The 16,127-nt window shown below is 68.6% G+C and carries 9 protein-coding genes; 1 reads left to right on the forward strand and 8 read right to left on the reverse strand.

Features of this window, described 5'->3' with window-relative positions; genetic code table 11:
* The 6 genes from QOL16_RS16320 to QOL16_RS16345 form a co-directional block, all read right to left on the reverse strand.
* Positions 1-711, reverse strand: a complete 711-nt coding sequence (locus QOL16_RS16320) for a PilW family protein (protein ID WP_139266510.1) — start codon at positions 709-711, stop codon at positions 1-3.
* Positions 708-2,093, reverse strand: a complete 1,386-nt coding sequence (locus tag QOL16_RS16325; protein ID WP_071285419.1) for a prepilin-type N-terminal cleavage/methylation domain-containing protein — start codon at positions 2,091-2,093, stop codon at positions 708-710. The genes QOL16_RS16320 and QOL16_RS16325 overlap by 4 nt, the downstream gene beginning before the upstream one ends.
* Positions 2,094-2,174: 81 nt before the next feature.
* A complete protein-coding gene (locus tag QOL16_RS16330; RefSeq protein WP_071285421.1) occupies positions 2,175-2,600 on the reverse strand; it encodes a type IV pilin protein in 426 nt (141 codons plus the stop codon).
* Positions 2,601-2,818: 218 nt separating this feature from the next.
* Entirely contained in the window at positions 2,819-4,042 is a 1,224-nt protein-coding gene (locus QOL16_RS16335; RefSeq protein ID WP_083395170.1) for a type II secretion system F family protein, read from the reverse strand.
* Entirely contained in the window at positions 4,042-5,736 is a 1,695-nt protein-coding gene (locus tag QOL16_RS16340; RefSeq protein WP_083395171.1) for a type IV pilus twitching motility protein PilT, read from the reverse strand. Before QOL16_RS16340 ends, QOL16_RS16335 begins: the two co-directional genes overlap by 1 nt.
* Before the next feature lie 20 nt (positions 5,737-5,756).
* Entirely contained in the window at positions 5,757-7,427 is a 1,671-nt protein-coding gene (locus QOL16_RS16345) for a GspE/PulE family protein (RefSeq protein ID WP_071285423.1), read from the reverse strand.
* A gap of 338 nt (positions 7,428-7,765) precedes the next feature.
* Between QOL16_RS16345 and QOL16_RS16350 the strand changes: the two genes are divergently transcribed.
* Entirely contained in the window at positions 7,766-8,161 is a 396-nt protein-coding gene (locus QOL16_RS16350; RefSeq protein ID WP_071285426.1) for a VOC family protein, read from the forward strand.
* Positions 8,162-8,404: 243 nt separating this feature from the next.
* On the opposite strand, the gene QOL16_RS16355 is transcribed toward QOL16_RS16350, so the two are convergent.
* Both QOL16_RS16355 and rpoB read right to left on the reverse strand, forming a co-directional pair.
* A complete protein-coding gene (locus QOL16_RS16355; RefSeq protein ID WP_071285428.1) occupies positions 8,405-12,286 on the reverse strand; it encodes a DNA-directed RNA polymerase subunit beta' in 3,882 nt (1,293 codons plus the stop codon).
* 47 nt (positions 12,287-12,333) lie between these two features.
* Entirely contained in the window at positions 12,334-15,822 is a 3,489-nt protein-coding gene (gene rpoB, locus QOL16_RS16360) for a DNA-directed RNA polymerase subunit beta (RefSeq protein WP_071246055.1), read from the reverse strand.
* Positions 15,823-16,127: the final 305 nt, after the last annotated feature.

Here is a 16,127-nt window from a genome sequence, read left to right on the forward strand (position 1 = left end):
TCAGCTCCCGAACTGGAGGTTGGGCATGCCGACGGTGCTGGTCAGCGAGACGTCGTCACGGGCGGCCGGACGCTGCTGGTCGCGCTCCCCGACGGTGAGGTCGATGCTCACGGACCGCACGGCCGCGAGGTCCGTCGCGCTCAGCGCACCGTCGGGGCCCGCCGTCATCGCCGTGCCGGCCGCGTTGCGGAACGTGAACAGGGTCGACGGGACGACGGACTCGGCGAGGACGAGTCGGGACGTCGGTGCGTTCGTCAACACCGGAGTCGCCGCACGGGGGAAGTCGTAGTAGGTGGCCGTGCGGTCGGTGGGCACGCCGTTCCACTTCGTCTCGGTGATCGTGCCCTTCGCCGGGTCGAGGGTGAACTGCACCTCGACGGGCTGCACGTCGACCGCCGAGTTGAGGTTGATGTAGGCGAAGAACCGGACCGACGTCGCCGTGGCGTACTGCACCGCGTACTGCGCGTCGACGCCGCTCGCGACGGGGTTGTTCGAGGCCACCCGGAACATCCGCTGCATCTCGCGCATCGCGGTCGAGGCCACCCGGGTGTTGGAGTCGACGTTCGTCGTGGTGGTCGATGCTCGCGACACCGAGACGAAGAAGGCGCCCGCCATGGTGAGGACGAGGACGCTGATGCTCATCGCGACGATGAGCTCGGCGAGCGAGACGCCGCGGTCGTCCCGGCCGAGGCGGCGGAGGACGCGCATCACGGCGCGCGCCTGGGGTCGAGGAGCACGCGGTCGGCCGTCGGTGCGACGCCCGGTGCTGCCTGGATGCCGGTCACCGTGGTCGGCGTCGTGATGGTGATGATCCCGAGCAGGTTGACCGCGGTCCTGCCGGACTGCAGCGACCACGTGCCGTAGGGCAGGGCGATCGTCACCGGCTGGCCGAGGGGGAGCTTCGTGAACCGGTACTGGGCGCCCTTCGCGCACCCGGGGTCGCCGGAGTTCGGCACCGGCGCGACGGAGTTGGCGAGGACCTCGTTGACGCTGTTCGTCGGGAGGGTGATCGTGACGAGCTGCACCGGCGCCCGCACCGCGTTCGTCCCGGCGACCGGCTGCCCCGGGCTCCGCGGAGCCACAGCGGTGCCGCTCGCGGTCGTCCAGTTCTCCGGGTCGGTGCTGGCGCACGTCGCCGGTACGCCGGCGACCGCCTTGTAGCCGTCGGTGAACGGGAAGACCTGCGTCGTCGTGCCGACCGCGAAGGGGCCCTGGTCGGCGGTCTTGCGCCGCAGCGTCACCGGCATCGTGGTCGGCGCGGTGAACGCCGTGGTCGGCGCGTTGGGGTCGCCCCACTGCGGTGCGACCGTGAGGGCGGTGTCGTAGTTCATGTTCGCGGCCGCGGTCTGGTTCGCGCCCACACGGACGGTCGTCGAGGGCGTCGCCGTCTGGGCGCCGAGCGACCCCGAGGACGTTCCGTCGTCGATGTTGCCCGGCTTCGTCACCGAGACGTCGTACCGGCCGGGCTTCACGTTGAGGGCGTAGCTGCAGCCCGTGGCGTCCGTGACCGGCACCGTCGAGGTGACCGGGCCGGCACCGTCGGGGTTCGTGGCCGCGGGGGCGATCGACACCACGGCCCCCTGGTTCCCGCTGCCGTCGACCCGGGACACCGACACGATGATCGTGCCGAGGCCCGCCGCGGTGACCGCCGAGGTCGGGGCGACCATGCTGTTCATCGCGACCGACTGGTCGGACCCCCGACCGCCGGCGCTCCAGCTGATGGTCATGGCGACGCGCTTGTAGGCGAGCGGGCCGCCCCCGCTGCCGCAGGCGTTCGCGGTGCCGGAGGAGGCGACCCACCGTGCGGTCTGCACGACCCGGTAGTCGATGCCCGCGACACGCTGCACCGATGTGCCGTCGACGACGCCGAACAGGTTGGTCGACGTTCGTGCGCGGTCGATGCCGTCCTGCGCGAGGCCGATCGCGACCTCCCGGGAGCGGGAGCCGTGCGTGAGGTAGAGCGAGCTCGCGATGCCCATCGCCACACCGGCGGCGATCATCGCGAAGACCGTCATGGCGACGAGGACCTCGACGATGGAGACGCCGTCGTCGCGCTCGCGTGCGTCACGCAGGAGTGCGGCCAGTCGCAGCACGAGGTCACCTCGGATCGTTCATCGGTCAGGAAGAAGGGGTGGACCCGGTGCCCGCACCGGGTCCACCCCTCGGAGCGCTTGCTAGCAGCCCTTGTCCTTCGCCCCGCCGTCCTGGTCGACGTGGAAGACGTTGCCCGCGTTGCTCTTCACCTGGATGCAGAACGTGCCAGCGGTGACGTCGGACTTCACCATCGTGGGCGCGGTGCCCTTGGTGTCGTAGTCTCCCGCGCTGAATCCGGAGAGGCCGGAGATGGCAGCGTTCGCGGGGAACGTGTTGGTCTGTGTGTAGTTCGCGATGACCGCCGTCTTCGCGTTCTGCAGGTCCGACTTCGCGGCCGCGTCCTTCGCGTTGTTCTGCACGTTCAGGTACACCGGGATGGCGATGGCCGCGAGGATGCCGATGATGATCACGACGACCAGGAGTTCGATGAGCGTGAAGCCCTTCTCCTCGTCCTCGAGGAGACCCTTGCGACGCGCGTCGAGCTTGCCCATGAGAGCGAAGTACATTGTTGTTCCATTCTTCGGGAGTGAATGTCGGGAGGAAGTCTGTGGGGCCTTTCCGGCCGCCTGGGCAAGCGTATTGACGTCATTCCTGGGGCAGCATCCCGAGAACGGGGGCCAGTACGCCTCCCCGCCGACCCCAGTCCCGGGGGTACGCACGACCGCGCCGCCCCCGCACGGGGGTCGCAGCCCCGGGAACACGGGGATGTAGGAAGGTTGCCGAACTACTTGACGAGTGAGGTGATCTGGAAGATCGGCAGGTAGAGCGCGATGATCATGCCGCCGACGATCACGCCCAGGAATGCGATCAACAATGGCTCGATCAACGAGGTGAGGGCCTCGGTGGTCGCCTCGACCTCGGCGTCGTAGAAGACCGATATCTTCTCGAGCATGGTCTCCAGGGATCCCGCGTCCTCACCGACCGCGACCATCTGCGACACCATCGACGGGAAGACCTTCTCGGCCGAGAGCGGGACGTTGATGGAATCCCCCTTGCGCACGGCTTCCGCGACGCGTTGCAGCGCTTTCTCGACGACGAAGTTGTTCGACACTTCTCCAGCGATCTGCAACGCCTGCAGGATCGGCACACCGGCACCGATCATGTTCGACAGGTTGCGCGAGAACCGGGCGATGACGATCTTGCGGTTCAGCTGCCCGAACACCGGGAGCCGCAGCTTGAGCGGGTCGACGACGGCGCGCACCCGGTCGGTGTGCTTGTTCGCCCTCCACCAGATCCACCCGACGACGGCGCCGACGAGCAGCACCGGACCGACGAAGACCATCGCGTGCGAGGCCGCGACGAGCACGAGTGTCGGCAACGGCAGCTGCCCGCCGAGCCCCTCGAACATCTTCTGGAAGATCGGCACGATGAAGATCAGCATGATCATCACCGCGAGGAGCGACATCACGAGCACGACGACCGGGTAGGTCATCGCCGACCGGATGGTGGTGCGGAGCTTGTGCTCCTTCTCGAAGTTCGTCGCGATGGAGTCCATGGCCTGGTCGAGGAACCCGCCGGTCTCCCCCGCCCGGATCATGTTGATCATGATCGGCGGGAAGTCGACCGGGTACTTCGCGACGGCGTCGGAGAACGAGACACCGCGCTCGACGTCGTCCCGCACCTTGCCGAGGATCTCCTTGAGCTTCTTGCTCTCGGTCTGGTCGGCCAGGATCGACAGCGCCCGGAGGAGCGACAACCCCGAGGACAGCATGGTCGAGGCCTGCCGCGACGTGATCGCGAGGTCCTTCAGCCCGACGCCGCGCTCGAACCCGGGGATCTTGATCTCGGTCTGCAGACCGGTGCCGGCGGTCGCCTCGGTGATCGCGATCGGCGAGACGCCCATCCCGCGCAGGCGTTGGACGACCGCACCCTCGGAGGCGGCGTCGAGCCGGCCCTTGACGAGCTTGCCGCTGCCGTCGCGGCCGCGGTAGTCGAATGCCAGCGACATCAGTGGCCTCCCGAGTACTTGTCGCCGAAGTCGATCTCCGCCGCGGCGATGGCGGCGGCGGACGACTCGGACGGCGACTCGACGCGCTGCACGAGGCGGTCGAAGCCGTCCTCGTCGTGCACCTTCTCCATCGCCGCGGCGCGCGTGACGGTGCCGACGTTGACGAGTTCGGCGAGGTCCTGGTCCATCGTGTGCATGCCCGCGTCGCGCCCGGCCTGCATGGCCGAGGTGATCTGGTGGGTCTTGCCCTCGCGGACGAGGTTGGCGATCGCCGGGGTGGTCTTCATGATCTCCGTCGCGACGACCCGGCCCGAGCCGTTCGCCTTCGGCACGAGGGTCTGGCAGACGACGCCCTCGAGCGTGGCGGCGAGCTGCGTGCGGATCTGTCCCTGCTGGTGCGGCGGGAACACGTCGATGACGCGGTCGATCGTGCCCGGCGCGCTCTGCGTGTGCAGCGTCGCGAACACCAGGTGGCCGGTCTCGGCGGCGGTGAGGGCGACGGAGATGGTCTCGAGATCGCGGAGCTCACCGATCAGGATGACGTCGGGGTCCTGGCGGAGCACGTGCTTGAGGGCCGCGGCGAACGAGTGCGTGTCCGCGCCGACCTCGCGCTGGTTGATGATCGCCCGCTTGTGGTCGTGCAGGAACTCGATCGGGTCCTCGACGGTGACGATGTGGTCGGCACGGGTCTCGTTGACGAGGTCGATGAGGGCCGCGAGCGTCGTCGACTTGCCGGACCCGGTGGGCCCGGTCACCAGGACGAGTCCGCGGGACAGCTTCGCGAAGCGCCCGACGTGCTCCGGGATGCCGAGCTGCTTGAGCGTCTTGATCCGCGTCGGGATGATGCGGAAGGCGGCGCCCCAGTTGCCGCGCTGCTGGTAGTAGTTCACGCGGAAGCGGTACTCCGGCGACAGCGAGTACGCGAAGTCGAGTTCCTGCTCGTGGTCGAACTGTCCGGTCTGCTCCGGGGTGAGCAGGGTCTTGAGCGCGGCGATCACCTTGTTGCGTGACCACGGTCCACCGGGCACGGCGGGGCGGAGCGATCCGTCGACGCGGACGGTGGGCGGGGCGTCGGCGGTGACGTGCAGGTCCGAGGCGTCCTGGTAGACCACCTGGGCCAGCGCCGTGACGAGGTCGCCGTCGGCGACCTCACGTGCGTGGCGGGTGAAGCCGATCTCAGGGTGCCCGGTGCTCACGGCGGGCGCCGGCAGCGCACCGCCGACCGGGGCGGTCGGGACGACCGGGAGGACCGTGGTCGCTGCCGCGGGCGCCACCGGCAGGTGCTCGGTCGCCGCTCCGGCCGTGTCGGCCCACGCGGTCGGACCCGCGGTCGCCGCTCCGGCCGGATCGGCCCAGCTCGGCACGCCGGCGGACGCGACCGGTTCGCCGTACCCGTAGGTCGCGGTCGACGCCGGCACGGCAGCCGGCGGCGTCGCGGGCGCGGCGTCGGGCTGTGCGACGGGGCTGGCCAGGGGAGGCCCCCCCGCGGGTACGGACCACGCGGCCTGCACGTCGGCGGAGAGGTCGTACACCGACCGGGTCACCGCGGGTGCCTCGGTCGTCACGGCGGCAGCGGCCGCAGCAGCCAGCCGCGCGGCCCGTCGGCTGCCGCCGACCTCGTCGCCGGGTCGCCCGGGGTGCCAGCCGTCGACGGGGGCGTCGCCGGACTCGATGTCGTACACGGATTCGTCCATGGTCGTGGTGTCCCTGCCTGCTACGCGACGACGCGCAGGATCTCGTCGACGCTGGTCAGGCCCAGCAGGACCTTCTGCCAGCCGTCCTGTCGGAGGGTGAGCATCCCCTGCTCGCGGGCGACGCGGCCGATCTCGGCGCTCGAGGCGCGCGCGACGGCGAGGCGTTCGATCTCCTCGGTCACGGTCATCACCTCGTGCAGGGCGATGCGACCGCGGTACCCGGTGTTCGAGCAGACCGCGCAACCGGCGGGTGCGGAGAACGGCGGCACGGGGGCACCGTCGTCGGGGATCAGCCCGAGCGCGACGAGCTGCGCGGTGGGGACCTCGGCGGGCACCTTGCACCGGTCGCAGAGCCGGCGCGCGAGGCGCTGCGCCACGACCGCGTCGAGCGCGGAGCCGACGAGGAACGGCTCGATGTCCATCTCGGTGAGTCGGGTGATCGCCGAGGGCGCGTCGTTCGTGTGCAGCGTCGAGAGCACGAGGTGCCCGGTGAGCGACGCCTCGATCGCGATCTGCGCGGTCTCGTGGTCACGGATCTCACCGAGGAGCACGACGTCGGGGTCCGAGCGCAGGATCGACCGCAGGGCCGAGGCGAACGTGAGCCCGGCCTTCGGGTTCACCTGCACCTGGTTGATGCCCGCCATCCGGTACTCGACCGGGTCCTCGACGGTGATGACGTTGATCTCGGGCCGCGCGACCGCGTTCAGGGTCGTGTACAGCGTCGTCGACTTGCCCGAGCCGGTGGGGCCGGTGACGAGGATCATGCCGTACGGCTTCGAGTAGGAGCGCTCGTACGCCGCGGCGTTGTGCTCGAGCAGGTCGAGGTCACCGAGGGACATCGACGTGTTCGTGTTGTCGAGGATCCGCATGACGACCTTCTCGCCCCACACGGTCGGCAGCGTCGCGACCCGGAGGTCGATCTGCCGGCCGCCGTGGCGCACCGACATCCGGCCGTCCTGCGGCTTCCGACGCTCGGCGATGTCGATGTCGCTCATGATCTTGAGCCGACTGATGACGCCGTTCTGGATCGTCTTCGGCGCGGGAGCCATCTCGTGCAGCACGCCGTCGATGCGGTACCGCACCCGCACCTCGTGCTCGCCGGGCTCGATGTGGATGTCCGAGGCGTGGTCCTGGATCGCCTGCGACACGAGCAGGTTCACGAAGCGCACGATCGGGACGTCGTCGAGCGACCCCGCGGCGAGGTCGACGCGCTCGTCCGCACGGGCGGAGGCTTCCTCCTCGAGGGAGGACGTCAGGTCGTTCAGCTCGTCGTCGGCCCGGAGGTAGCGGTCGAGCGCCGAGTGGAGCTCACGCTCGTCGACCTGCACGGGCTTCACGGTGCGACCGGACGCGGCGCGGGCGTCGTCGATCGCGAGGACGTTCGTCGGGTTCACCATCGCGAGCACGAGGACCTCGCCCTCGAAGCCGATGCCGAGCACCCCGTGGCGGCGACAGAGCGCGGCCGGGAGCATCGACACCGCCGTGCCGTCCACCGGGTAGTCGGTGAGCGGCACCGTGTGCGAGTTCTGCGACGCGGCGCGTGCGGTGATGTACTGCGCCTCGCTCACGACGCCCTGGTCGACGAGGGTCTGGATGGAGCGTTCGTCGACGTCCTCGTCGCCGGTCATGGCGTCGAGGTGTTCGATCGGCAGGGCGCCGTTGAGGATGAGGATCTCGGAGAGCGTGGCCATGTACCCCGGGAACTCCTTCGGGTCGAGTTCGGGTCGGTGTGGTCGGCGCCGCGACGACGCGGCGCCCGTCCACGCTACGGTCGGCGGCACCCGCCCCCGCAGTCCCACAACGAGGGGGCGGCGGGGTGTCCGGTGTCCCCAGTGCTGGGGTACCGGTCGGTGTCCGGGTGGTCGCAGCGCTCCGTCCATGCCGAGAGCGTGCCGCACGCGAGCACGCACGCGGGTCCGCTCCGGCGCTGCTGTGGACGACCGCTGGCCCCGCACTGCCTGTGGAGGAAGGAAGCCCGGATCGACGGCAGACCCTCGACGCGTGCCACCCGCTGGAGACATGATGAGTCATGGACATCACGAGCGTGACCGTGGGGTTGCCCGTCACCGACATCGAGGCGTCCTGCCTCTGGTACGGCGCGGTGTTCGAGCGGCTCGAACCGGACCTCGAGCCCGAGGACGGCGTCGCCGAGTACGAGGTCGGCGGCATCTGGGTGCAGCTCTTCGTCGACCCGGACGCCGAGGACAACCCGGTCAGCCTGCGCTTCGGGATCGACGACGTCCGCGCGCAGCACGACCGGATCGCCGCGCTCGGCATCGACGTCGGCCCGGTCGGGTGCGTCGACGGCGCCGTCGACTGGTTCGACGTGCGCGACCCCGACGGCAACGTGCTCAGCCTGTTCTCGCTCGTCGACGAGACCGGCCGCGGGTCCGGACGCGACCGCGGGTCCGGACGCGCGGTCTGACGCCGCCTCGCGACCGGACGCGGTCCGACGCGACCACCCGACGGACGGGAGGCGCGGTGCCGGCCCGCACCGCGCCTCCCGTCCGCCCCTGGTCACCCCACGGCACCGCGGCGGCCCGCACAGGCGGGCGCCGGTCCGGCGGCGTCCCCGGCGCACGAGCAGGGCCCCACCTCCGTGACGGAGGCGGGGCCCTGCTCGTTCAGCGCGACGTCAGTCGGTGCGACGTCGGTCGGCTGGGGCGGTTCAGTTGTAGGTGCCCGGCGTGAAGTCGTCCGACGAGAAGCTGTCGAAGTCGACGAAGCTCAGGTCGGCGTCCGAGAACGAGGAGTCGTCGGCGAAGATGCGGTTGGGGTACCGCTCCGCCTTGGCTTCCTCGGTCGCGGCGACGTCCACGTCCCGGTACCGGCTGAGGCCCGTCCCCGCGGGGATGAGCTTGCCGATGATGACGTTCTCCTTGAGGCCGACGAGGTGGTCCTGCTTGCCCTCCATGGCCGCCTGCGTCAGGACGCGGGTGGTCTCCTGGAAGGACGCGGCGGACAGCCACGACTCGGTCGCGAGGGACGCCTTCGTGATGCCCATGACCTCCTGGCGGGCCGAGGCGGTCTTGCGACCCTCCTGCAGCGCCACCCGGTTGATCGCGTTGTAGCGCGACCGGTCGACGAGCTCACCCGGCAGCAGGTCGGTGTCGGCGTGGTCGACGACGGTGACCTTGCGGAGCATCTGACGGACGATGACCTCGATGTGCTTGTCGTGGATCGGCACACCCTGCGAGCCGTACACGTCCTGCACACCGTTGACGAGGTGCTTCTGCACCTCGCGCACACCCTTGACCCGGAGGACCTCCTTCGGGTCGACCGTGCCGGCGATGAACTGCTCGCCGAGCTCGACGTGCTGCCCGTCCTCGATGAGGAGGGTCGCACGCTTGAGCACCGGGTAGATGAACGGCTCGTCGCCGTTGTCCGGCGTCAGGATGATGCGACGGCCCTTGTCCGTGTCCTCGATCGTCGCGCGGCCGGGGGCCTCGGCGATCGGGGACGCGCCCTTGGGGGTACGAGCCTCGAAGAGCTCGGTGACGCGGGGCAGACCCTGGGTGATGTCGTCGGCCGAGGCCGAACCACCCGTGTGGAAGGTACGCATCGTCAGCTGGGTACCGGGCTCACCGATGGACTGGGCGGCGATGATGCCGACCGCCTCGCCGATGTCGACGAGGTTGCCCGTGGCGAGCGACCGGCCGTAGCACTGCGCGCAGACACCGACGGCCGACTCGCAGGTCAGGACCGAGCGCACCTTGATGCTCTCGACACCCGCCTCGAGCAGCGTGTCCAGCAGGACGTCACCGACGTCCGAACCGGCCTCGGCGACGACCGTGCCCTTCGCGTCCACGGCCTCCGAGGCCAGGGTGCGCGAGTAGACGGTGTTCTCGACGCGCGGGTCGCGGACGAGCCCGCCGTCGGCACCCACGGTCGCGATCGGCAGCTCGAGGCCACGCGTCGTCCCGCAGTCGTCCTCACGGATGATGACGTCCTGCGACACGTCGACGAGACGACGGGTCAGGTACCCCGAGTCGGCGGTACGGAGAGCCGTGTCCGCCAGACCCTTGCGGGCACCGTGCGTGGCGATGAAGTACTCCGCCACGGTCAGGCCCTCGCGGTACGAGTTGATGATCGGGCGGGCGATGATCTCGCCCTTCGGGTTGTTCACCAGACCACGCATACCGGCGATGTTGCGCACCTGCAGCCAGTTACCACGAGCACCCGACGAGACCATGCGGTTGATGGTGTTGTCGACCGGGAAGTTGTCGCGCATCTCCTGCGCGATCTCGTTCGTGGCCTCGGTCCAGATCTTGATCAGGTCGGCGCGGCGCTCCGCGTCGGTGATCAGACCCTTGTCGAACTCGCCCTGGACCTTGGCGGCCTGGATCTCGTAGCCCGCGATGATCTCCTTCTTGCGAGGAGGCGTCACGACGTCGGAGAGCGCGACGGTCACACCGGAGCGCGTGCCCCAGTAGAAGCCCGCGTCCTTGATCCGGTCCAGCGCGGCGGCCGTCTCGGTCTTGGAGTAGCGCTCGGCGAGGTCGTTGACGATCGCGGAGAGCGTGCCCTTGTCGGTGACGCGCTGCACGAACGGGTAGTCCGCCGGCAGGGTCTCGTTGAAGAGCGCACGGCCCAGGGTGGTCTCGAGGAGGATCGACTGACCGACCTCGTAGCCCTCCGGCGCCTCGCCCTCGGCGAAGTGGACACCCGTCATGCGGATCTTCACCATCGCGTTGAGGTCCAGCGTGTGCTGGTCCTTCGCCATGATCGCCTCGGCGACCGAGGAGAACGAACGGCCCTCACCGACGGCGCCCTCGCGGACGGTCGTCAGGTGGTGCAGACCGATGATCATGTCCTGTGCGGGAAGGGTCACCGGACGGCCGTCCGACGGCTTGAGGATGTTGTTCGAGGCGAGCATCAGGATGCGGGCCTCGGCCTGGGCCTCGACCGACAGCGGCAGGTGCACGGCCATCTGGTCGCCGTCGAAGTCCGCGTTGAACGCAGCACACACGAGCGGGTGGAGCTGGATGGCCTTGCCCTCGACGAGCTGCGGCTCGAACGCCTGGATGCCCAGACGGTGCAGCGTCGGCGCACGGTTCAGCAGCACGGGGCGCTCGCGGATGATCTCCTCGAGCACGTCCCACACCTGCGGACGCGAACGCTCGACCATGCGCTTGGCCGACTTGATGTTCTGCGCGTGCGACAGGTCGATGAGGCGCTTGATCACGAACGGCTTGAACAGCTCGAGCGCCATCTGCTTCGGCAGACCGCACTGGTGGAGCTTGAGCTGCGGGCCGACGATGATGACCGAACGGCCCGAGTAGTCGACGCGCTTGCCGAGCAGGTTCTGGCGGAAACGACCCTGCTTGCCCTTGAGCATGTCGCTCAGGGACTTCAGGGCGCGGTTGCCGGTACCCGTGACCGGACGACCACGACGACCGTTGTCGAACAGCGCGTCGACCGCTTCCTGCAGCATGCGCTTCTCGTTGTTCACGATGATCTCGGGGGCCCCGAGGTCGAGCAGGCGGCGGAGACGGTTGTTGCGGTTGATCACACGACGGTAGAGGTCGTTGAGGTCCGACGTGGCGAAGCGGCCACCGTCGAGCTGCACCATCGGGCGCAGCTCCGGCGGGATGACCGGCACGACGCCGAGCACCATCGCGGCCGGCGAGTTGCCGGTGGCGAGGAAGGAGCTCACGACGCGCAGACGCTTGATCGCACGGATCTTCTTCTGGCCCTTGCCCTCGGCGATCTGCAGGCGCAGCGCCTCGGCCTCGGCGGCCAGGTCGAAGGCCTCCAGGCGCAGCTTGATCGCCTCGGCGCCCATGTAGGCGTCGAAGTAGATCCCGAAGCGGTCCTGGAGCTCGTGGAACACGGCGTCCTCGGGCTTGAGGTCGCCGACCTTGAGGTTGCGGAAGTCCTCCCACACGCGCTCGAGGCGGGTGATGTCCTCGTCGAAGGACTTGCGGACCTGGGACATCTCCTTCTCGGCGGTGTCCTTGGTCCGGCGCTTCACGTCGGCCTTGGCGCCCTCTTCCTCGAGCGCTGCGAGGTCGTCCTCGAGCTTCTTGAGGCGGTCGGCGATGATCGAGTCGCGCTGCCCCTCGAGGGTCTTGATCTCGAGGCGCATCTCGTTCTCGAGGCCGGGCATGTCGGCGTGACGGCCCTCCTCGTCGATGTCGATGATCATGTACGCCGCGAAGTAGATGACCTTCTCGAGGTCCTTCGGTGCCATGTCGAGCAGGTACCCGAGGCGCGACGGGACGCCCTTGAAGTACCAGATGTGCGTGACGGGCGCGGCGAGCTCGATGTGGCCCATGCGCTCACGACGGACCGAGGACTTGGTGACCTCGACGCCGCAGCGCTCGCAGACGATGCCCTTGAAGCGGACTCGCTTGTACTTGCCGCAGGCGCACTCCCAGTCGCGGGACGGACCGAAGATCTGCTCGCCGAACAGACCGTCCTTCTCGGGCTTGAGGGTGCGGTAGTTGATGGTCTCCGGCTTCTTGACCTCGCCGTACGACCACTGACGGATGTCCTCGGCGGTCGCGAGGCCGATCCGGATGGCGTCAAATGACGTTGCTTCGAGCAATGTTCTTCTCTCTTGCTGAGTTCGAAACGTGTTCGGTACGGGCCGGATCAGATGTCGTCGACGGACGACGACTCGAACCGCGAGGAGATGTTGATGCCGAGCTCTTCCGCAGCGCGGAACACCTCGTCGTCGTTGTCGCGCAGGCTGACCGCCTGGCCGTCGGCCGAGAGGACCTCGACGTTCAGGCAGAGCGACTGCATCTCCTTCATGAGGACCTTGAACGACTCCGGGATGCCGGGCTCCTGGATGTTCTCGCCCTTGACGATCGCCTCGTAGACCTTCACGCGGCCGAGGATGTCGTCGGACTTGATCGTCAGGAGCTCCTGGAGGGCGTAGGCGGCGCCGTACGCCTCGAGCGCCCACACCTCCATCTCACCGAAGCGCTGTCCACCGAACTGCGCCTTACCACCCAGCGGCTGCTGCGTGATCATCGAGTACGGACCGGTCGAACGGGCGTGGATCTTGTCGTCGACCAGGTGGTGCAGCTTGAGGATGTACATGTAGCCGACCGAGACGGGCTCCGGGAACGGCTCGCCGGAGCGGCCGTCGAAGAGCTGCGCCTTGCCGGAGGAGCCGATCAGGCGCTCCCCGTCGCGGTTCGGGAGCGTGCTGTCGAGGAGGCCCTCGATCTCGCGCTCGTACGCACCGTCGAACACCGGGGTGGCGACCTTCGTGCCGGGCGCCGCGCTGTGGGCGGCCTCGGGGAGGGCGGACGCCCACTCCTGGATGCCCTCGACGTTCCAGCCCTGCTTCGCGAGCCACCCGAGGTGGATCTCGAGGACCTGGCCGAAGTTCATGCGGCCGGGGACGCCGAGCGGGTTGAGCACGATGTCGACGGGGGTGCCGTCGGCGAGGAACGGCATGTCCTCGACCGGCAGGATCGTCGAGATGACGCCCTTGTTGCCGTGACGACCGGCGAGCTTGTCACCCGCGGTGATCTTGCGCTTCTGGGCGATGTAGACGACCACGCGCTGGTTGACACCGGAGCCGAGCTCGTCGTCACCGTCCTGCGAGTCGAACACCTTGACGCCGATGATCGTGCCCTCTTCACCGTGGGGCACCTTCAGCGAGGTGTCGCGCACCTCGCGCGACTTCTCGTTGAAGATCGCGCGGAGCAGGCGCTCCTCGGCGGAGAGCTCGGTCTCGCCCTTCGGCGTGACCTTGCCGACGAGGATGTCGCCGGGGCGCACCTCGGCACCGATGCGGATGATGCCGCGCTCGTCCAGGTCGGCCAGGAGGTCCGGGCTGACGTTGGGGAGGTCGCGGGTGATCTCCTCCTTGCCGAGCTTGGTGTCGCGGGCGTCGACCTCGTACTCCTCGATGTGGATCGAGGAGAGGGTGTCGTCCTTCACGAGGTTCTGCGACAGGATCATCGCGTCCTCGTAGTTGTAGCCCTCCCACGGCATGAACGCGACGAGCAGGTTCTTGCCGAGCGCGAGCTCGCCGTTCTCGGTCGCGGGACCGTCGGCGATGACCTCGCCCTGCTCCACGCGCTCACCGGCGGAGACGATGACGCGGTGGTTGTAGCTCGTGCCCTGGTTGGAGCGGTCGAACTTGCGCAGGTAGTAGGTCTGCGTCCCACCCTCGTCGAGCTGCAGGGTCACGGCGTCGGCCGAGACCTCGGAGACGACACCGGCCTTGTCGGCGGTGACGACGTCACCGGCGTCGATCGCGGTGTAGCCCTCCATGCCGGTGCCGACGAGCGGCGACTCGGAACGGAGCAGCGGGACGGCCTGACGCTGCATGTTCGCACCCATGAGGGCGCGGTTCGCGTCGTCGTGCTCGAGGAACGGGATGAGCGAGGTCGCGACCGACACCATCTGGCGCGGCGAGACGTCCATGTAGTCGACCTCGTCCTTGCCGACGAGCTCGACCTCGCCGCCCTTCTTCCGCACGAGGACCTTGTCGTCCGCGAAGTGGAAGGAGTCGGTGAGGGGCGCGTTGGCCTGGGCGACGACGAAGTCGTCCTCCTCCGACGCGGTGAGGTAGTCGATGGTCGTGGTGACCTGACCGTCCACGACGCGGCGGTACGGCGTCTCGATGAAGCCGAAGGAGTTGATCCGACCGAACGACGCGAGCGAACCGATCAGGCCGATGTTCGGGCCTTCCGGGGTCTCGATCGGGCACATGCGGCCGTAGTGCGACGGGTGGACGTCACGGACCTCGACGCCGGCACGCTCACGGGACAGACCGCCCGGGCCGAGGGCCGACAGGCGACGCTTGTGCGTCAGACCCGCGAGCGGGTTGTTCTGGTCCATGAACTGCGACAGCTGCGAGGTGCCGAAGAACTCCTTGATCGCGGCGACGACGGGTCGCACGTTGATCAGGGTCTGCGGCGTGATCGCCTCGATGTCCTGCGTGGTCATGCGCTCGCGGACGACGCGCTCCATGCGGGACAGGCCGGTGCGGACCTGGTTCTGGATGAGCTCGCCGACGGCGCGGATGCGACGGTTGCCGAAGTGGTCGATGTCGTCCACGTCGAGGCGCAGCTGGACGGGCTGGCCGTCACGCACGCCGTCGAAGGTCGTCTTCTCGGCGTGCAGCGAGACGAGGTACTTGATCGTGCGGACGATGTCCTGCACGGTCAGGACCGAGTCGCTGAGCTTCGCGTCGATGCCGAGCTTGCGGTTGACCTTGTAGCGACCGACCTTGGCGAGGTCGTAGCGCTTCGGGTTGAAGTAGAAGTTGTCGAGGAGCGCACGCGCTGCCTCGGCCGCGACCTGCTCGCCCGGACGGAGCTTGCGGTAGATGTCCTTGAGTGCCTCTTCCTTCGTCAGGACGGCGTCCTTCTCGAGGGTCGACTCGATCGAGGCGAAGCCCTGGAACTCCTCCATGATCTCTTCGCTCGTCATGCCGAGCGCCTTGAGGAAGACCGTGACCGACTGCTTGCGCTTGCGGTCGATGCGCACGCCCACCTGGTCGCGCTTGTCGATCTCGAACTCGAGCCACGCACCGCGCGACGGGATGATGCGGGCGGAGTAGATGTCCTTGTCGGACGTCTTCTCCTGCTGGCGCTCGAAGTACACGCCCGGCGAGCGGACGAGCTGCGAGACGACGACGCGCTCGGTGCCGTTGATGATGAACGTGCCGCGCTCGGTCATGAGCGGGAAGTCGCCCATGAAGACCGTCTGCGTCTTGATCTCACCGGTCATGTGGTTCATGAACTCGGCGTTGACGTACAGCGGAGCGGCGTAGGTCTTGCCGCGCTCCTTGCAGTCGTCGATGGAGTACTTCGGGTCCTCGAGCTCCGGGGACGTGAACGAGAGCTGCATCGTCTCGCCGAGGTCCTCGATCGGGGAGATCTCCTCGAAGATCTCCTCGAGGCCGGAGTGCAGCGCGAGGTCGGTGCGACCCTGCTCCTGCCCTTCGGCGAGACGTGCCTTCCAGACGTCGTTGCCGACGAGCCAGTCGAAGCTCTCCGTCTGGAGTGCGAGCAGATCCGGAACCGTGAGGGTGTCCGTGATCTTGGCGAACGAGAGTCGCGAGTGGTTGCGACCGTTCTTGGGGTTGGTGGATGCGTTGGGCGCAGCAGCCAAGGGTGTGACCTCCGGTAGGCCCCGTCGGGCCGGTACTGACGAGCAGCACGTAGGTGAGTGGATTGATCGCTCGGCGCGACCCCGGGTGACCACCGCCGTACCAGGCAGGACACGTCCGGCCGGTACACGGCCGCACGAGTGGACCTGTGCGATGATCGGTGAGCTGATCCCGCCGCCATATACGGGATGGGCTGACCAGGGCGCGTGTTCGACCGCAATATGACGACACACGGATGCCAGGGAGCGCGAACTGTCATCATAGGTCGCCCCTGTGCGCGCTGTCCAGTCCTGGCTTGACCGGATTC

The sequence above is a fragment of the Curtobacterium sp. MCBA15_004 genome (assembly GCF_001865055.2).
GTDB lineage: Bacteria > Actinomycetota > Actinomycetes > Actinomycetales > Microbacteriaceae > Curtobacterium.

Excerpts from the sequence above, each read along its gene's own strand:
- QOL16_RS16330 (WP_071285421.1), bottom strand. The coding sequence starts at position 2,600 with ATGTACTTCGCTCTCATGGGCAAGCTCGACGCGCGTCGCAAGGGTCTC.
- QOL16_RS16335 (WP_083395170.1), bottom strand. The coding sequence starts at position 4,042 with ATGTCGCTGGCATTCGACTACCGCGGCCGCGACGGCAGCGGCAAGCTC.
- QOL16_RS16340 (WP_083395171.1), bottom strand. The coding sequence starts at position 5,736 with ATGGACGAATCCGTGTACGACATCGAGTCCGGCGACGCCCCCGTCGAC.
- QOL16_RS16345 (WP_071285423.1), bottom strand. The coding sequence starts at position 7,427 with ATGGCCACGCTCTCCGAGATCCTCATCCTCAACGGCGCCCTGCCGATC.
- QOL16_RS16350 (WP_071285426.1), top strand. The coding sequence starts at position 7,766 with ATGGACATCACGAGCGTGACCGTGGGGTTGCCCGTCACCGACATCGAG.